Genomic DNA, 15,543 nt, shown 5'->3' on the forward strand with positions numbered 1-15,543 from the left:
TAATACAGCACGATCGGGCTGAGCACCGGCAGCAGGCTGGGGATGATCATCTCCCGGATCGCCGCCTTGGTGAGCAAATCCACTGCCTTGGAATAGTCCGGCTTGGCCGTCCCTTCCATGATGCCGGGGATTTCCTTGAACTGGCGCCGCACCTCAACCACCACCGAACCGGCAGCACGGCCGACCGCAGTCATGCCCATGGCGCCGAACAGATACGGCAGCAGACCACCGATCAGCAGGCCCACCACCACATAGGGGTTGCTGAGCGAGAAGTCGATTGTGACGCCCTTGAAGAAGTATTTGAGATCTTCCGTATAGGCGGCAAACAGCACCAGCGAGCCGAAGCCGGCCGAACCGATGGCATAGCCCTTGGTCACGGCCTTGGTGGTGTTACCCACGGCGTCGAGCGCATCGGTGGTCTTGCGCACATCCTTGGGCAGGTCCGACATTTCGGCGATGCCGCCGGCATTGTCGGTAACCGGGCCATAGGCATCGAGCGCCACCACCATACCGGCCAGGGCCAGCATCGTGGTAACCGCCACGGCAATGCCGAGCAGACCTGCCAGCATGTTGGTGACGATGATGCCGGCAACGATGAACAAAGCCGGCAAAGCAGTGGCTTCCATCGACACGGCAAGGCCCTGGATCACGTTGGTGCCATGGCCGGTGGTGGAAGCCTGGGCCACGCTGCGCACCGGACGATACTCAGTCGAGGTGTAATATTCGGTTGCCCAGACGATCAGCGCCGTCACCACCAGACCGGTGATGCCGCACCAGAACAGGCTCATTGCCGTGAAGCTCTTGGCGCCCACGGTAAAGCTTGCGCCCATGCTGCCGAAAATCCAGGTGGTCACCGGCCACAAGGCGATGGCTGACAGGATGCCGGTAACGATCAGGCCCTTGTAGAGCGCGCCCATGATGTTCTGCGATGCGCCCAGCTTGACGAAATAGGTGCCGATCACCGAGGTGATGATGCAGGCGCCGGAGATCACCAGCGGATACAGCATGAACTTGGCGGCAGTGGCGGCATCGGCGGCGAAGTAGATCGACGACAACACCATGGTGGCAACGATGGTCACCGCATAGGTCTCGAACAAGTCAGCGGCCATGCCGGCGCAATCGCCCACATTGTCGCCCACATTATCGGCGATCACGGCCGGGTTGCGGGGGTCATCCTCAGGAATGCCGGCTTCCACCTTGCCCACCAGATCGGCGCCCACATCGGCGCCCTTGGTGAAGATGCCACCGCCAAGACGGGCGAAGATCGAGATCAGCGACGAGCCGAAGCCGAGCGCCACCAGGGCGTCGATGGTCTCACGCGGCGTGGCGCCCAGCTTGATCAGCGCCCAGTAGTAGACAGCAACGCCGAGCAGCGCCAAGCCAACCACCAGCATGCCGGTTACGGCGCCCGACTTGAAGGCCAGGTCGAGGCCCTGGGCCAGACCCTGGCGCGACGCCTCGGCGGTGCGCACATTGGCCCGCACCGAGACATTCATGCCGATATAGCCGGCGGCGCCAGACAGCACGGCACCGATCAGGAAGCCGATGGCAACCTTGAGGCCGAGCGCAAAGAACAGGATCACCAGCACAACGGCCCCGACGATGCCGATGGTGCGGTATTGACGATTGAGATATGCCGAAGCGCCTTCCTGGATCGCAGCGGCGATCTCCTGCATGCGCTGATTGCCGGGCGACGCCGACAACACGGATCTTGATGTGACATACCCATACACCAGGGCGATCACGCCGCAGGCGATGGTGAACAACAACTCAGTCATGGCGGGATTCCCCTCGTGCTTGCCCTAATTACGGTCGTTCCTCTTTCCCCGCCGGGTACGCTGAACACGCTTATCTTCAAGCCGGCCGGGAGCCCCCGCCCCGGCGCTGCCAGGGCTTTTGCATTAACGACGATGCCAGAAACCAGCAAAGCGCGCAATAACAAGCGTTTGGTGGGATTTTCCGAATCCCGAGGCGAGTCCTGGGTCGAGTCTCAGGCCGGGCCGAAGGCCCGGCGCCGCACTAGGATCAGCCATATCGCTGCCAGACCGGCCATCAGGATGAACGGCAACGACGCCAGCGACACCGAGTTCCAGCCATAATGGTACAGCAACTTACCGGAGCCGAGTGACGCCAGCGCCACGGTGCCAAACACCAGGAAGTCATTCAGCGCCTGGGTTTTGAACCGCTCGGCCGGGCGGTAGACCTCGGTAAGCAAGGCGGTGCCGCCGATATACATGAAGTTCCACCCCACCCCGAGCAGCGCCAGGGCGGCCTGGAATTGCCACACATCCTGGCCGCTCAACGCAATCGACATGCAGACTATGTTGAGGCCGGTGCCGATGATGATGATGCGCAGGGCGCCATAGCGCGCGATCAGATTGCCGGTGAAGAAGCTGGGGAAGAACATGCCGAAGACATGCCACTGGATCACCGTGGCGGCGTCGCTGAACGGATGCGCGCAAATCTGCATCGCCAGCGGCGTTGCTGTCATCATCAGGTTCATCACGCCATAGCCGAACATGCCGGCCATCGCCGCCACCACAAAGCTGGGCTGGCGCACAATCTCGGCCAGCGGCCGGCCGCTATCGCGCAGTTCAGCCACATTCGGTTTTGGCAGGCGCAGGAACAGCAGCACACCCAGCACCAGCAGCGGCAGCAGGGCGGCGACGATATACGAGCCGAGGAACAGATGCGGCGACAGCGCCTCGCGGGTGTATTTGGCGATTTCTGGCCCGAGGAAAGCCGAGCATAAACCACCCACCATGACCCAGGAAATCGCCCTGCTCTTGAAATGTTGGGGTGCGATATCGGCGGCGGCAAAACGATAGAGCTGCGTGAACGAATTGGACGCGCCGAACACAAAGGCGCCGAGGCAGAACAGCCAGAACAGGCCGGCGTAAAGCCCGATGCCGGCGATTGCCGAGCCGGTGGCGGCCAGCAGGCAGCCGAGCACAAAGCCCGGCTTGCGCCCGACCCGGTTCATCAGCATTGAGGCCGGAATCGTAGCCAGGGCGGTGCCGGCAACCACGAAGGTAACCGGCAGTGTGGCATAGGCCTTGTCCTCCACCAGCACATGGCCCACCAGGCCGCCAAGCGTGACTTGCAGTGTGTTGGCCGAATTGCCCAGCGCCATGCAGAGTGCAAGCAGGAACACATTACGCTTGGCTGCTGTTTCGGATTGGGCGGTATGGCCTGTAGCTGACTGATCGGTCACGAATATGTCCTGCCGGAGTTACTTCAATGGAGAGAGGATGTTGAGCAGCAAAACCTGGGTAACCAGGCCCTTGCCCATCACCTCCTCGGTTGGCTGACGCAGCAGATTGCGCAATTCAGCCAGGTCCTTGGTCTCAAACCGCACCGGCACCTTGATCGGGTCCAGCTTCATCAATTCACGGATATAACGGTCGCGCAGCAGGTGCATCTTGCTGTTGATCTCGGGCACGTTGTCCGGCGGTGCTTCCAGATGGAAGATCACAATCACCTCGCGCACCTTCTGACCTTCTGGCTGCACCCAGACACTGAATGGATCAAGCGGGATGAAGGCCGGGCGTTTGATCGGCGCCGGTGGTGGCGCTTCCTCGGTAGTTTCGGCTACCGGCTTTTTGGCAAAGACCAGCAGATACGCCGCCACGCCGCCGCCGGCCAAGGCCAAAAGCACAATCACGCCAATGATGATAAGCGCCAGCTTGCGGCCCATGATGGTCCCGAGTCGTTAACGCGCCGACTTTAACTCCAGTTCAAAAATGTTGATAGCCACGCGGGCCGATCAGCATTGGCTGACCGGCAGCATCAAGCAACCGCAGCCCATCGCCACCCTCGCCGGCTGCCAGAAAGCGCCCGATGCGGGTAAGCTGCGTGGCATTATCGCGGGCCAGGCTTTGCAAGGCGGCCTCGGCTTCCGGCGGTGCCGCCAGCAGAATTTCATAATCGTCGCCACCAGCCAGCAGATTGGTCAGCGGCTGACCGGCTGCAAGCGCTGCTGCTGAAAGCGGTATATCGGCGGCGCTGATTTCGACCATAAGGCCAGCCTGCCGCGCCATATGGCCGGCATCCTGCAACAACCCGTCCGACACATCCATCGCCGCGCGCGCCAACCCGCGCATGCCAAGGCCAAAGCCCAGGCGCGGTTCCGGCAGATGCAGCCTTGTATCGCAGAAAGCCCCAGCCGCCTCCGGTAAAGTCAAACGGCCCAGCTTGGCCTGCAAGCCGAGCCAGGCATCGCCGATACTGCCGGTGACAAAAAGCCCGTCGCCGGCCAAAGCTGCGCTGCGCCGGATCATGCCGCCCTGCGGCACCAGGCCCAGAGCTGTCAGGCTCAGCATCAGGCCGCCGGGTGCGCGCACCGTATCGCCGCCGGAAAGCCGGATGCCATAACGCGCCTGATCTTCGGCCAGCCCCGCCGTGAAGGCCGCAAGCCAGGCTGCATCAGGCGCCGCCGGCAGGCCGAGCACAAGCTGATAGGCATAGGGCGTGGCGCCCTTAGCGGCCAGATCAGACAGATTGACCCGCAGCAGTTTTTGCGCAATGCGGCCCGGCCCATCCGTATCCAGGAAATGGATGCCGGCAATGAAGGCATCGGTGGTGACCACCAGTTCATGCCCTGGCGGCACCGGCAAAGCCGCAGCATCATCTGTGAGGCTGAAGGCGCCCGGCAGGCCGGCGCTCAGCGGCGCCAGATAGTGTGCGATGAGGTCGAATTCGCCGAGCGGCATCGGCGCACGTCCCCTTTCCGGCCTAGCGGGCCGTAAACTCGTTGGGCCGCAAGCGGCGCGCCAAGCCATCCAGCACACCATTGGCCAGCTTGATCTCCCGCGGGCTGAAAAACGCCCGCACCACGCCGAGATATTCATCAATGATGGTGCCGGCCGGCACATCGATGCGCGCCAGCAATTCATAGGCGGCGGCGCGGATGGAGAGGCGCAGGATGGCTTCCAGCCGTTCCAGCGCATCAACGCGCGGCATGGCAGCGCGAATCTGCTCGTCGATCTCGGCCTGGCGTTTCACAGTGCCGCGCACCACATCGCCGAACCAGTCGGCATCGGCCTCACGGAACTGCTCGCCCTCAATCTCCTGGCCCAGCCGGGCCTCGCGGAAATCCTGGATCACGCCCTCGGCCGGCTTGCCGGAAAACTCGATCTCATACAGCGCCTGTACTGCAAAAAGGCGCGCCACCGAGCGGCGGCCGGCCGGCTTCGGGGCCTTTACGGGATGGGTCATGACGAGAAAAGCTGCTTCAGACCAATCATGGCAACACAGGCCAGGGCGGCATCACCGCCCTTGTTCTGGCGGTCGGCGCGCGCACGATCCCAGGCCTGCTCCTCATTCTCCACCGTGAGAATGCCGTTGCCGATGGCAAGCTGGTGATCCAGCGCCAGTGACTGCAAGGCGCGGGCGCTTTCGTTGGTCACGATCTCATAATGCGTGGTCTCGCCGCGAATGACGCAGCCCAGGGCCACAAAGCCATCATAGGCGCGGCTACCGCTGCGATTCATGGCAAAGCGGATCGCGGCCGGAATTTCCAGCGCGCCCGGCACATCGATGCGGTCGTAATCAAAATCTGACGCCTCGATGACAGCCCGCGCGCCTTCAAACAGCGCATCGGCAATATCTTCGTAGAAGCGTGCCTCCACGATCAGCACACGCGGCTTGCGCATGTCGAGCATCAGCGAGCCACGCACCTGCGACTTGGCAGTGGCGAATTTCTTGATCCTTGATACCGGCTTGGCTTTGCCGGCTTTCGGCTTGCGCGCCACCATGTTTCAAATCTCCCCCTTGCGCACCACCACGGGGCGGGTCTCCGCCACTGTGAGGCCATAACCTTCCAGGCCAACGATGGTTTTCTGGATATTCGACAGCAGGATCATGTCTCGAACGCCAAGATCCAGCAGGATCTGTGCGCCGATGCCATAATCCCGGAGTTGCCCCTGGTTTTCAACCGGCTCGCCCAGCTTGCGCCGCAGCACATCCGACAGCGCGGTGGGCCGGGGTTCGCGCAGCAACACCACCACGCCACGGCCGGCTTCGCCGATCATGCGCATTGATTCATGCAGGATGCCGGAACGGGCGCCATGGTCGCCCAGCAGGTCGCCCAGCACGTTCATGGCATGCATCCGCACCATCACCGGGCCGCCCGCCGCGCTGACATCGCCTTTCACCAGGGCAATATGCTCGGCATATTCCACGGTGTTGCGATACACGATCATGCGGAAATCGCCGCCCCACACACTATCGATAGCGCCTTCCACCACACGCTCGACCAGATTGTCGTGTTTGCGGCGATAGGCGATCAGATCGGCAATGGTGCCAATCTTGAGGCCATGGAACTGGGCAAATTTCACCAGGTCGGGCAGCCGCGCCATGGTGCCGTCATCGTTCATGATCTCGCAGATCACGCCTGAAGGGTCCAGCCCGGCCAGACGGGCAATGTCGACCGCCGCCTCGGTATGGCCGGCACGCACCAGGGTGCCGCCATCACGCGCCATCAATGGAAAGATATGGCCCGGCGTGGCGATATCGCTGGAATGCGATGCCGGATCAATCGCCACCGCCACGGTGCGGGCGCGGTCGGCGGCAGAGATGCCGGTGGTTACGCCTTCGCGCGCCTCGATCGAAACCGTGAAGGCAGTGCCGTGGCGTGAGGAATTATTCTGCGCCATCAGCGGCAGTTTAAGATGCTCGCAGCGTTGCTTTGTAAGCGACAGGCAGATCAGGCCGCGGCCATATTTGGCCATGAAATTGATCGCATCGGCATCGCACTTGGCCGCCGGAATGTAGAGATCGCCCTCATTCTCGCGGTCTTCCTCGTCCACCAGGATCACCATGCGGCCACGCTTGGCCTCGGCGATGATCTCTTCCGAATTGGCGAGGTACTTGTTCAAATCAGCTAAATCATTCACGGTTTCACCCAATCGCGCAGCCGCGCCACATAGCGCGCCAATGTATCCACTTCAAAATTCACGCTATCGCCCAATTTCAGGCTGCCTAAAGTTGTCACCTGCTGGGTATGCGGGATCAGGTTGATGCCGAACACGGCGCCCTGCACGGCATTCACCGTCAGCGACACACCATCCAGCGCCACCGAACCCTTCTCGGCAACAAAACCGGCCAAGGCATCCGGCACGCGGAAATCGAGCCGCAGGGAATCACCTTCCGGCTCAGCCCGCACCACTGCGGCCAGGCCATCAACATGGCCGGAGACAATATGGCCGCCGAGTTCGTCGCCGACCTTGAGGCTGCGCTCCAAGTTGACCCGGCTGCCCTCGCCCCAGCGGCCCAGCGTGGTGCGCGACAGGGTTTCGGCCGAAACATCAACGGCGAACCAGTCCGCCCCGGTCTGCACCACGGTAAGGCAGCAGCCCGAGCAGGCGATGGAGGCACCGATGGCGATACTGGCGGTATCAAACCCGGTGCGCAGACGGAAACGGGTGTCGCCGCGCTGCTCGCGCGCGATCACGGTGCCGATATTGGTGACAATGCCTGTAAACATGGAACCTATTACTAGAGCGGGCGGGCGAAGGTTTCCAGCAGGTCGTCAGCCAAAATATCGGCCTGTAGGCGGCGCCAGCGCGGAGCTGCCGCTACGGTATCGATACCAAAAGCTGCAATTGCCGGCAGGCCATCGCCGCCAATCACCGCCGGGGCGCGGAAAAACAGCAAACGATCCACCAGATCGGCACGGATCAGGCTGGCAGCCAATTGCCCGCCACCCTCCACCAGCAGCCGGGTGATGCCGCGTTCGGCCAGGGCTTCCAGCGCTAGGCGGATATCCGGCAGGCCGCTACCGGCATCGGGCGCCACGCCGATCACCTCAACGCCGCAATCGGCAAAGGCCTGTTGCCGCGCCGCATCGGCATCTTCACGGCAGATCAGCCAGGTCGGCTGGCTTTTTGCGGTCGATACCAGCTTGCTGGTGAGCGACAAGCGCAAGCGCCCATCCAGCACAACGCGCGGCGCCGGCCGCAGCGGCAGGCCGGGCAGCCGGCAGGTCAGTTCCGGATCGTCGAGCAAGGCGGTATTCGAGCCAACCAGGATCGCATCATGGCGGGCGCGCAGCAGATGGGCGCGCTGGCGCGACAGTGGATTGGTGATCCATTTGCTATCGCCATTATGGGTGGCGATGCGACCATCCAGGCTGACAGCCAGTTTCAGCGATACCAACGGTCGGCCCTGGGTCCGGTGCAGCAGGAAACCGGCATTAAGATCGGCGGCTTCATCACCCAGCAGGCCAATATCCACCACGATCCCGGCTTCACGCAGGCGGGTGAAGCCCTCGCCCGAAACGCGTGGATCGGGGTCTTCCAAAGCCACGACACAGCGGCTGATGCCGGCCTGGATCAGCGCATCGGCACAGGGCGGCGTGCGGCCATGATGGCTGCATGGCTCCAGCGTGACATAGGCTGTGGCGCCCTTGGCGGCTTGGCCGGCCTGGGCCAGCGCCATCGCCTCGGCATGCGGCCGGCCGCCCACTTGGGTCCAGCCACGGCCCACCACCAGGCCATCGCGCACCAGCACGCAGCCCACCGCCGGATTGGGCCAGGTATTGCCCAGGCCCCGCGCCGCCAGCCCAAGCGCCAGACGCATCCAGCGTTCGTCGCGGGCGGCGCCGGCCCGGTCAGTCATCGTCGTCTTGCGGATTGCCGCTCAGCGAACCGATGAAATCCTCAAAATCCTTGGCTTCGCGGAAATTGCGATACACCGAGGCGAAGCGCACATAGGCCACCTTGTCGAGCGCCGCCAGACCATCCATCACCAGGGCGCCGATCTGGTCGGAATTGATCTCGCTTTCGCCCGAGCTTTCCAGCCGGCGCACGATGCCGTTGATCAGCCGTTCGATACGCTCGGGATCAACCGGGCGCTTGCGCGTGGCGATCTGGATCGAGCGCGCCAGCTTGTCGCGGTCGAACGGCACTTTCAGGCCGTTTTTCTTCACCACGGTCAATTCGCGCAACTGGATGCGTTCAAACGTGGTGAAGCGCGCGGCGCAATTGGGACAGAAGCGCCGCCGGCGGATCGCCGAGTTATCCTCGGTCGGCCGTGAATCCTTCACCTGGGTATCGTCATTGCCGCAGAACGGACACCGCATCGAATGCTTCCTTCCCCAGGAGCTGACTTAGTAGATCGGGAAGCGGCGGCACAGGGCCACCACCTTCTCGGCCACGGCACGCTCTACATCACTATTGTCGTTGCTCTTGCTCACCAGGCCATCCATCACATCGGCCATCAACTGGCCGATCTGGCGGAATTCGGCCACACCGAAGCCGCGCGTGGTGCCGGCCGGGCTGCCGACGCGCACGCCGGAAGTGACCATCGGCTTTTCCGGATCAAACGGCACGCCGTTCTTGTTGGCGGTGATGCGGGCGCGTTCCAGCGCTTCCACCACCACATTGCCTTTCAGGCCCTGCGAACGCAGGTCGATCAGCATCAGGTGGTTGTCGGTGCCGCCCGAGGTCAGGTTATAGCCGCGTTCCTTGAGCGCCCCGGCCATCGCCTTGGCATTCTCCACCACGGCAGCGGCATAGGCGCGGAATTCCGGGGTCAGCGCCTCGCCGAAAGCCACCGCCTTGGCGGCAATCACATGCATCAGCGGGCCGCCTTGCAGGCCGGGGAATACCGCCGAGTTGATCTTCTTGGCCAGCGCCTCGTCATTGGTCAGCACCATGCCGCCACGCGGGCCGCGCAGGGTCTTGTGCGTGGTGGTGGTCACCACATGGGCATGCGGGAACGGGCTGGGATGCACACCGCCCGCCACCAAGCCGGCGAAATGCGCCATATCCACCATGAATACCGCGCCCACACTGTCGGCGATGGCACGGAAACGGGCGAAATCCCAGAAACGCGGATAGGCCGAGCCGCCGGCGATGATCAGCTTCGGCTTATGCTCCTCGGCGCGGCGGGCCACTTCGTCCATATCGATCAGGTGGTCTTCCTGGCCGACAGTATAGCTCACCACGTTGAACCACTTGCCCGACTGGTTGGCCGGCGAGCCATGGGTGAGATGGCCGCCAGCGGCAAGGTCCAGGCCCATGAAAGTGTCGCCCGGCTTGAGGCAGGCCATGAACACCGCCTGATTGGCCTGGGCGCCGGAATGCGGCTGCACATTGGCAAAGCCGCAGCCAAAAAGCTGCTTGGCGCGCTCAATCGCCAGGGTTTCGGCGATATCAACAAATTCGCAGCCATTGTAATAGCGCTTGCCCGGGTAACCCTCGGCATATTTGTTGGTCATCACCGAGCCCTGCGCTTCCAGCACGGCGCGGCTGACGATGTTTTCCGAGGCGATCAGCTCAATCTGCTCACGCTGGCGGCTCAGTTCCTCGGTGATCGCCTTGTAGAGCGCCGGATCGGCCTGCTCCAGGCTGCGCTCAAAGAAACCGGCATGGGTGACGGAGGGCTTGGCGGCGGGGTTGCTCATCGGCGGGCTCCTTTACGCGAGCTTGGCGACGCGCCGGGCATGGCGGCCGCCTTCAAACGGGGTGGCGAGGAAAACAGACAGGCAATCCCTGGCGGTATCGATGCCGATCAGGCGGGCGCCGAGCGCCAGCACATTGGCATCATTATGCTGGCGGCACAGCCGGGCCGAAAGCGCATCATGCACCAGGGCGGCACGGCAGCCCGGCACCCGGTTGGCAGCAATCGAGATGCCGATGCCGCTGCCGCAAACCGCCACGCCGAACTGCGCCTGGCCGCTGGCCACGGCCTCGCCAAGGGCGCGGCCAAAATCCGGGTAATCCACGCTATCGGGGCCATGGGTGCCCAGGTCGGTCACGCTGTAACCCTGGCTTTCCAGCTCGGCCTTGAGCAGGTTCTTCAACTCAAAACCGGCATGGTCCGCCGCCACGGCGATAGCGGGCTTGCTCATGGGCTGGTGCGCTCCGGGGAAAGGATTGGGCTGGACGGCCGGAACCTACAATATCCGGTGGCCGCCGCCAATACCGACCGCTAGGGAAAAGCGGTAGTGGCCTTGACCTGCCGACAAATGAAAAAGCCCGGCGGTTTCCCCGCCGGGCTTTCCGGAACTATCCGCGAACGGATATCAGTTCACATAGTCGTAGGTGCCGTCCTTCCAGACATAGACCTTATAGGCCGGGCTGGTGGTATCACCCTTGGCATCGAACTTGATGTCGTTCAGCACGGTCTTGAAGCTGCCGGCGCGCATCGCCTTTTCCACATCGGCGGTCTTGACCGACTTGGCGGTGGTGGCAGCCTGCGCCCAGACCTGGACGGCGGCATAGGTGTAGAGGGTATAGCCCTCGGGGTCATAACCGCCGGCCTTGAACTTGTCGACAATCGGCTTGGCCACCGGGTTCTTGCGCGGATCGGCATCGAAGGTCATCAGCGTACCCTGGCCGGCAGTGCCGGAAATCGCCCAGAGCTGCTTGTCGACCAGCGCATCGCCGCCCATCAGCGGGGCGGTGAGGCCCTGCTCCTTGGCCTGGCGCACGATAAGGCCGGCTTCCGGATGGTAGCCGCCGAGATAAATCAGCTCGATGCCGGCCTGCTTCATCTTGGAGATCAGCGCCGAGTAATCCTTCTCGCCGGCCGAAATCGCTTCATACATCGCCTCGGTCACGCCCTTGCTGTTGAGGCGCTTCTTGGTCTCGTCGGCGAGGCCCTTACCATAGGCAGTCTTGTCATGCAGGATGGCGACCTTCTTGCCCTTGAACTTGTCGGCAATATAGTCGCCCGCCACCATGCCCTGCTGGTCATCGCGGCCGCAGACGCGGAAGGTGTTCTTGTAGCCGCGATCGGTAAAGGTCGGGTTGGTCGAGGCCGGCGAAATCTGCAGGATGTTTTCTTCCTTGTAGACATCCGAGGCCGGGATCGAGGAGCCCGAGCAGAAATGGCCGATCACCACGGCAACCTTTTCCTGCACCGACTTGTTAGCCACCGCCACCGCCTGCTTCGGATCGCACTGGTCGTCGCCCAGCACAAGCTGGATCTTCTGACCATTGACGCCGCCGGCAGCGTTGAGGTCGGCCACCGCCATTTCGGCGCCGCGCTTCATCTGCTCGCCGAAGCTGGCAAGCTGGCCGGTGAGCGGGCCATTGAGCGAAATCTTGATCTGCGCCTGGGCCGTGCCGGCCATAAGGCCGAGCGCGGCGACAAGGCCGAGACCATATTTGAAGCTACGCATAATTAAACCTCCCCTGGGTTGCGGATGAAAAAACTCTAGTCCGATGCGTGGCGCGCGGCAACGGAAAGGACATCAGCCCGGCGCTTTCTCGCGCCAGGCGAATAGCCCGTCGCGCTGATAGAGCCAGGGATATTGGTGCACCATCATATCCACCCGGGTCAGGCGGAAGCCGATACCGGCCAGGCCGATCAGCACCAGCGCGGCAAAGATGAATGGCAAGATGGCCAGCAATTCGCCGCCAAACAGGGCAAAAACCAGGAAACGATTGCTGGCCGCGAGCAACAGGCCATAGGGCGCCAATTGCCAGGCCGGGCGCCAGGTATTGGCCACCGCCTGCCCCATCAGGAAAGCACAGCCGCCCACCAGCACCAGCGTGAAGCCGATAAACACGGCCCAGGAAGAACCCAGCACGATGATCATCCATGGCCTCCTTCCAGATAGGCGGCGCGAATCTGTTCGTCTGCCAGCAATTCGGCGCCCGAACCGCTCATGGTGATGGCGCCATTCACCAGCACATAGCCGCGATGCGCCAGCCTGAGCGCGTGATAGGCATTCTGCTCCACCAGCAGAACCGTCACGCCATCGCGTTTGTTGATTTCCTCGATGATCGAGAAAATCTGCCGCACCACCAGCGGCGCCAGGCCGAGCGAGGGTTCATCCAGCAGCAGCAGGCGCGGCCGGCTCATCAGCGCACGGGCAATCGCCAGCATCTGCTGCTCGCCGCCCGACAAAGTGCCGCCACGCTGCTCGCGGCGTTCCTTCAGGCGCGGAAACAGGCCGAAGACCCGCTCAAGGTCACTGTCAAAATGCGCTGGATCGGCGGCCACGGCGCCCATGCGCAGGTTTTCCAGCACGGTCATGCGCGGAAAGATGCGGCGTCCTTCCGGCGCGTGCGCCAGACCGCGCCGCACCAGATGATGCGTCGGCACACCGATCAGGCTTTCGCCTTCCAGCCGGATATCGCCCTGGCGCGGCCGCGGCGTGCCGCAGATGCTCATCAGCAAGGTGGATTTGCCGGCACCATTGGCGCCGATCAGGGCCACGATCTCGCCTTGCTGCACCTCCAGGTCCACACCCTTCAGCGCATGCACGGCGCCGTAATAACTTTGCAGGCCGCGAATGCTCAGCATCTCAGGCTGCCCCCGCTTCCGGCGTCTCAAAATCCTCGCCCAGATAGGCCTTGATAACCACCGGGTCGTTGCGGATTTCGTCGGGGCTGCCATCGGCGATCTTCTTGCCGTAATCCAGCACCACGATATGGTCGGAAATCTGCATCACCACGCTCATGTCATGCTCGATCAGCAGCACGCCGCAGCCATGTGTATCGCGGATGAATTGCAGCAGGGCATTGAGATCGGCAGATTCACGCGGGTTGAGGCCGGCGGCCGGCTCGTCAAGGCAAAGCAGCACAGGATCGGTGCACATGGCGCGGGCGATTTCCAGCCGGCGCTGGCCGCCATAGGGCAGGCTGCCGGCCGGCGCGTCGGCCTCACTGGTCAGGCCGGTACGCTCCAGCCAGTATTTCGCCTGTTCCACCGCCGCCTTTTCAGCCCGCGCATAACCACGCCAGCCGAACAGGCCCAGCAAGGTGTAGCCGGACGCGCGCATCAGCTTGTTATGTTGCGCCACGATCAGGTTTTCCAGCACCGTCATGTTGGGAAACAGGCGGATATTCTGGAAGGTGCGCGCCACTCTGGCGCGGGCGGCGATATCATGGCCCTGCATGCGTTCCAGCAGGTATTCCCGGCCGTCATTCATCAGGCTGAGGCGGCCGATGGTGGGCTTGTAGAAACCGGCAATGCAGTTGAACACCGTGGTCTTGCCGGCGCCATTGGGGCCGATCACTGCCGTGATCTCGCGCGGCCGTGCCACGAAGGACACATCATTCACCGCCACCAGGCCGCCGAAGCGCATGGTGAGATGCTCAACGCGCAGGAGATGGGCCGTCATGGTGCCGCCCCTCCCCCGCTTTTTGCCAGCCGTATAGTCGGATCGCGATGTGACAGCAGGCCCTGCGGGCGCCACACCATGATCAGCACCATGGCCAGGCCGAAGGCCAGCATGCGGAACAGCGAGAATTCGCGCGCCAGTTCAGGCAGCAGGGTCAGGAAAGCAGCGGCCAGCACAATGCCAGCCTGGCTGCCCATGCCGCCCAGCACCACGATCGCCAGGATCACGGCCGATTCAATGAAGGTGAAGCTTTCCGGGCTGATGAAGCCCTGGCGCGTGGCGAAAAAGCTGCCGGCAAAGCCGCCGAACATGGCGCCAATGGCAAAGGCGGTCAGCTTGGTGTTGGTCGGGTTGATGCCAAGCGCCCGGCAGGCAATCTCATCCTCGCGCAACGCTTCCCAGGCGCGGCCAACCGGCAGTTTGCGGATGCGCAGGGTGAACAGGTTGGTGATCAGGGCCAGGGCCAGGATCAGGTAGTAGAGAAAAATGATACGATGTGTGGAAGCGAATTCCAGGCCGAATAATTCATGGAAAGCCGTGGTGCCTTCCGGCGGGCTGGCGCTGAACGGATAGCCGAAAAAACTCGGCCGCTGGATGCCGGAAAGGCCATTCGGGCCACCGGTAAGATTTTGCCAGTTGAGCAGCACAATACGGATGATCTCGCCGAAGCCGAGGGTGACGATGGCGAGATAATCGCCGCGCAGGCGCAACACCGGGAAGCCGAGCGCCACGCCGAACAAGGCCGCAAACAGCCCGGCCAGCGGCAGGCATTGCCAGAAATTCAGGCCAAAATTCTGCGACAGCAAAGCATAGGAATAGGCGCCGACGGCATAGAAGGCGACATAGCCGAGATCAAGCAGGCCGGCGAGTCCGACCACAATATTGAGGCCCCAGCCGAGCATCACATAAATCAGCACCACGGTGCCAAGATCAACCACGGTGCGGTTGGCAAAAGGCAGCATCGGCAGCATCACGGCGAAGGCGATCAAGGCCGGCATCAGCCAGGTATCCGCCTTGCGGCCCAGTTCGGCCAGACGGTCGCGTTCGCCGATTGCCCGCTGGCGCGGTGTCCGGTCACGCCGCCAGTCAAGCAGCAGCATCAGCGCCAGCCGGCCAACAAACACACCGGCAGCGGCATAACCAACCAGATGCCAGCGGGTTTTTATGCCCAGCGGCCCGCCGGTATCCACCGTCTCGAAGCCGAGCAATGGCAAAGCCAGTACCGCGGCCACCAAGGCGGCAAGGAAGGCGTCTTTCAGCCGGGCTTGGATATCCATCAGACCTTCTCCACCTCTGGCCGGCCGAGCAGGCCGGTGGGCCGGAAGATCAGCACGATCACCAGGATCGAGAAAGCTGCCACATCCTTGTATTCAATGCTGAAATAAGCCGACCAGAAAGCCTCGATCAACCCGATCAACAGGCCGCCCAGCATGGCGCCCGGCAGGCTGGGCGGCCTGTTGATC

17 protein-coding genes and 1 pseudogene are annotated in these 15,543 nt (G+C 62.9%); all 18 read right to left on the reverse strand.

The window, feature by feature from the left end:
- Nucleotides 1-1,778, reverse strand: a 1,778-nt coding sequence (locus tag KBB36_RS18590) for a sodium-translocating pyrophosphatase (protein ID WP_290984538.1), incomplete at its 3' end; no start/stop codon positions are given.
- Between the two features lie 212 nt (nucleotides 1,779-1,990).
- Nucleotides 1,991-3,214, reverse strand: a complete 1,224-nt coding sequence (locus KBB36_RS18595; protein ID WP_290984541.1) for an MFS transporter — start codon at nucleotides 3,212-3,214, stop codon at nucleotides 1,991-1,993.
- 18 nt (nucleotides 3,215-3,232) lie between these two features.
- Nucleotides 3,233-3,697 (reverse strand): hypothetical protein, encoded by a 465-nt coding sequence (locus KBB36_RS18600; RefSeq protein WP_290984544.1) that lies wholly within the window; start codon nucleotides 3,695-3,697, stop codon nucleotides 3,233-3,235.
- 40 nt (nucleotides 3,698-3,737) lie between these two features.
- On the reverse strand, nucleotides 3,738-4,712 hold the full coding sequence (thiL, locus tag KBB36_RS18605; protein ID WP_290984547.1) for a thiamine-phosphate kinase: 975 nt from the start codon (nucleotides 4,710-4,712) through the stop codon (nucleotides 3,738-3,740).
- A gap of 22 nt (nucleotides 4,713-4,734) precedes the next feature.
- Nucleotides 4,735-5,217 (reverse strand): transcription antitermination factor NusB, encoded by a 483-nt coding sequence (gene nusB / locus KBB36_RS18610; RefSeq protein ID WP_290984550.1) that lies wholly within the window; start codon nucleotides 5,215-5,217, stop codon nucleotides 4,735-4,737.
- Nucleotides 5,214-5,663, reverse strand: coding sequence for a 6,7-dimethyl-8-ribityllumazine synthase (locus KBB36_RS18615; protein ID WP_290984586.1), 450 nt, complete (start codon nucleotides 5,661-5,663; stop codon nucleotides 5,214-5,216). Before KBB36_RS18615 ends, nusB begins: the two co-directional genes overlap by 4 nt.
- 96 nt (nucleotides 5,664-5,759) lie before the next feature.
- Entirely contained in the window at nucleotides 5,760-6,878 is a 1,119-nt protein-coding gene (ribB, locus tag KBB36_RS18620) for a 3,4-dihydroxy-2-butanone-4-phosphate synthase (RefSeq protein WP_290984553.1), read from the reverse strand.
- Between the two features lie 14 nt (nucleotides 6,879-6,892).
- On the reverse strand, nucleotides 6,893-7,486 hold the full coding sequence (locus KBB36_RS18625) for a riboflavin synthase (RefSeq protein ID WP_290984557.1): 594 nt from the start codon (nucleotides 7,484-7,486) through the stop codon (nucleotides 6,893-6,895).
- An 11-nt stretch (nucleotides 7,487-7,497) separates the two neighbouring features.
- Nucleotides 7,498-8,619, reverse strand: a complete 1,122-nt coding sequence (ribD, locus tag KBB36_RS18630; protein WP_290984559.1) for a bifunctional diaminohydroxyphosphoribosylaminopyrimidine deaminase/5-amino-6-(5-phosphoribosylamino)uracil reductase RibD — start codon at nucleotides 8,617-8,619, stop codon at nucleotides 7,498-7,500.
- Entirely contained in the window at nucleotides 8,612-9,082 is a 471-nt protein-coding gene (gene nrdR, locus KBB36_RS18635; protein ID WP_290984562.1) for a transcriptional regulator NrdR, read from the reverse strand. The genes ribD and nrdR overlap by 8 nt, the downstream gene beginning before the upstream one ends.
- A gap of 27 nt (nucleotides 9,083-9,109) precedes the next feature.
- The gene (gene glyA, locus KBB36_RS18640) at nucleotides 9,110-10,408 is read right to left on the reverse strand and encodes a serine hydroxymethyltransferase (RefSeq protein WP_290984565.1); all 1,299 of its coding nucleotides are present in this window, start codon (nucleotides 10,406-10,408) and stop codon (nucleotides 9,110-9,112) included.
- Between the two features lie 12 nt (nucleotides 10,409-10,420).
- On the reverse strand, nucleotides 10,421-10,855 hold the full coding sequence (gene rpiB / locus KBB36_RS18645; RefSeq protein ID WP_290984568.1) for a ribose 5-phosphate isomerase B: 435 nt from the start codon (nucleotides 10,853-10,855) through the stop codon (nucleotides 10,421-10,423).
- Nucleotides 10,856-11,029: 174 nt separating this feature from the next.
- Complete coding sequence (locus KBB36_RS18650) at nucleotides 11,030-12,130, reverse strand: branched-chain amino acid ABC transporter substrate-binding protein (RefSeq protein ID WP_290984571.1); 1,101 nt, start codon at nucleotides 12,128-12,130, stop codon at nucleotides 11,030-11,032.
- A gap of 72 nt (nucleotides 12,131-12,202) precedes the next feature.
- Complete coding sequence (locus KBB36_RS18655) at nucleotides 12,203-12,550, reverse strand: DUF6867 family protein (RefSeq protein WP_290984574.1); 348 nt, start codon at nucleotides 12,548-12,550, stop codon at nucleotides 12,203-12,205.
- Nucleotides 12,547-13,260 carry an ABC transporter ATP-binding protein gene (locus KBB36_RS18660; RefSeq protein WP_290984576.1) on the reverse strand — a complete coding sequence of 238 codons (714 nt, stop codon included), beginning with the start codon at nucleotides 13,258-13,260 and terminating at the stop codon, nucleotides 12,547-12,549. Before KBB36_RS18660 ends, KBB36_RS18655 begins: the two co-directional genes overlap by 4 nt.
- 1 nt (nucleotide 13,261) lies before the next feature.
- A complete protein-coding gene (locus KBB36_RS18665) occupies nucleotides 13,262-14,080 on the reverse strand; it encodes an ATP-binding cassette domain-containing protein (RefSeq protein ID WP_290984580.1) in 819 nt (272 codons plus the stop codon).
- Nucleotides 14,077-15,357 carry a high-affinity branched-chain amino acid ABC transporter permease LivM gene (gene livM, locus KBB36_RS18670; RefSeq protein WP_290984583.1) on the reverse strand — a complete coding sequence of 427 codons (1,281 nt, stop codon included), beginning with the start codon at nucleotides 15,355-15,357 and terminating at the stop codon, nucleotides 14,077-14,079. The genes KBB36_RS18665 and livM overlap by 4 nt, the downstream gene beginning before the upstream one ends.
- A pseudogene (locus KBB36_RS18675) lies at nucleotides 15,357-15,543 on the reverse strand (branched-chain amino acid ABC transporter permease LivH); the annotation flags it as partial. The gene livM and the pseudogene KBB36_RS18675, both read right to left, overlap by 1 nt.

Source organism: Ferrovibrio sp. (assembly GCF_017994015.1).
Taxonomy (GTDB): Bacteria; Pseudomonadota; Alphaproteobacteria; order Ferrovibrionales; family Ferrovibrionaceae; genus Ferrovibrio.

Coding starts and splice junctions, on each gene's coding strand:
- KBB36_RS18660 (WP_290984576.1), bottom strand. CDS start 13,260: ATGCTGAGCATTCGCGGCCTGCAAAGTTATTACGGCGCCGTGCATGCG.
- KBB36_RS18625 (WP_290984557.1), bottom strand. CDS start 7,486: ATGTTTACAGGCATTGTCACCAATATCGGCACCGTGATCGCGCGCGAG.
- livM (WP_290984583.1), bottom strand. CDS start 15,357: ATGGATATCCAAGCCCGGCTGAAAGACGCCTTCCTTGCCGCCTTGGTG.
- rpiB (WP_290984568.1), bottom strand. CDS start 10,855: ATGAGCAAGCCCGCTATCGCCGTGGCGGCGGACCATGCCGGTTTTGAG.
- glyA (WP_290984565.1), bottom strand. CDS start 10,408: ATGAGCAACCCCGCCGCCAAGCCCTCCGTCACCCATGCCGGTTTCTTT.
- KBB36_RS18600 (WP_290984544.1), bottom strand. CDS start 3,697: ATGGGCCGCAAGCTGGCGCTTATCATCATTGGCGTGATTGTGCTTTTG.
- thiL (WP_290984547.1), bottom strand. CDS start 4,712: ATGCCGCTCGGCGAATTCGACCTCATCGCACACTATCTGGCGCCGCTG.
- nrdR (WP_290984562.1), bottom strand. CDS start 9,082: ATGCGGTGTCCGTTCTGCGGCAATGACGATACCCAGGTGAAGGATTCA.
- nusB (WP_290984550.1), bottom strand. CDS start 5,217: ATGACCCATCCCGTAAAGGCCCCGAAGCCGGCCGGCCGCCGCTCGGTG.
- KBB36_RS18665 (WP_290984580.1), bottom strand. CDS start 14,080: ATGACGGCCCATCTCCTGCGCGTTGAGCATCTCACCATGCGCTTCGGC.
- KBB36_RS18650 (WP_290984571.1), bottom strand. CDS start 12,130: ATGCGTAGCTTCAAATATGGTCTCGGCCTTGTCGCCGCGCTCGGCCTT.
- ribD (WP_290984559.1), bottom strand. CDS start 8,619: ATGACTGACCGGGCCGGCGCCGCCCGCGACGAACGCTGGATGCGTCTG.
- KBB36_RS18615 (WP_290984586.1), bottom strand. CDS start 5,663: ATGCTCGACATGCGCAAGCCGCGTGTGCTGATCGTGGAGGCACGCTTC.
- KBB36_RS18655 (WP_290984574.1), bottom strand. CDS start 12,550: ATGATCATCGTGCTGGGTTCTTCCTGGGCCGTGTTTATCGGCTTCACG.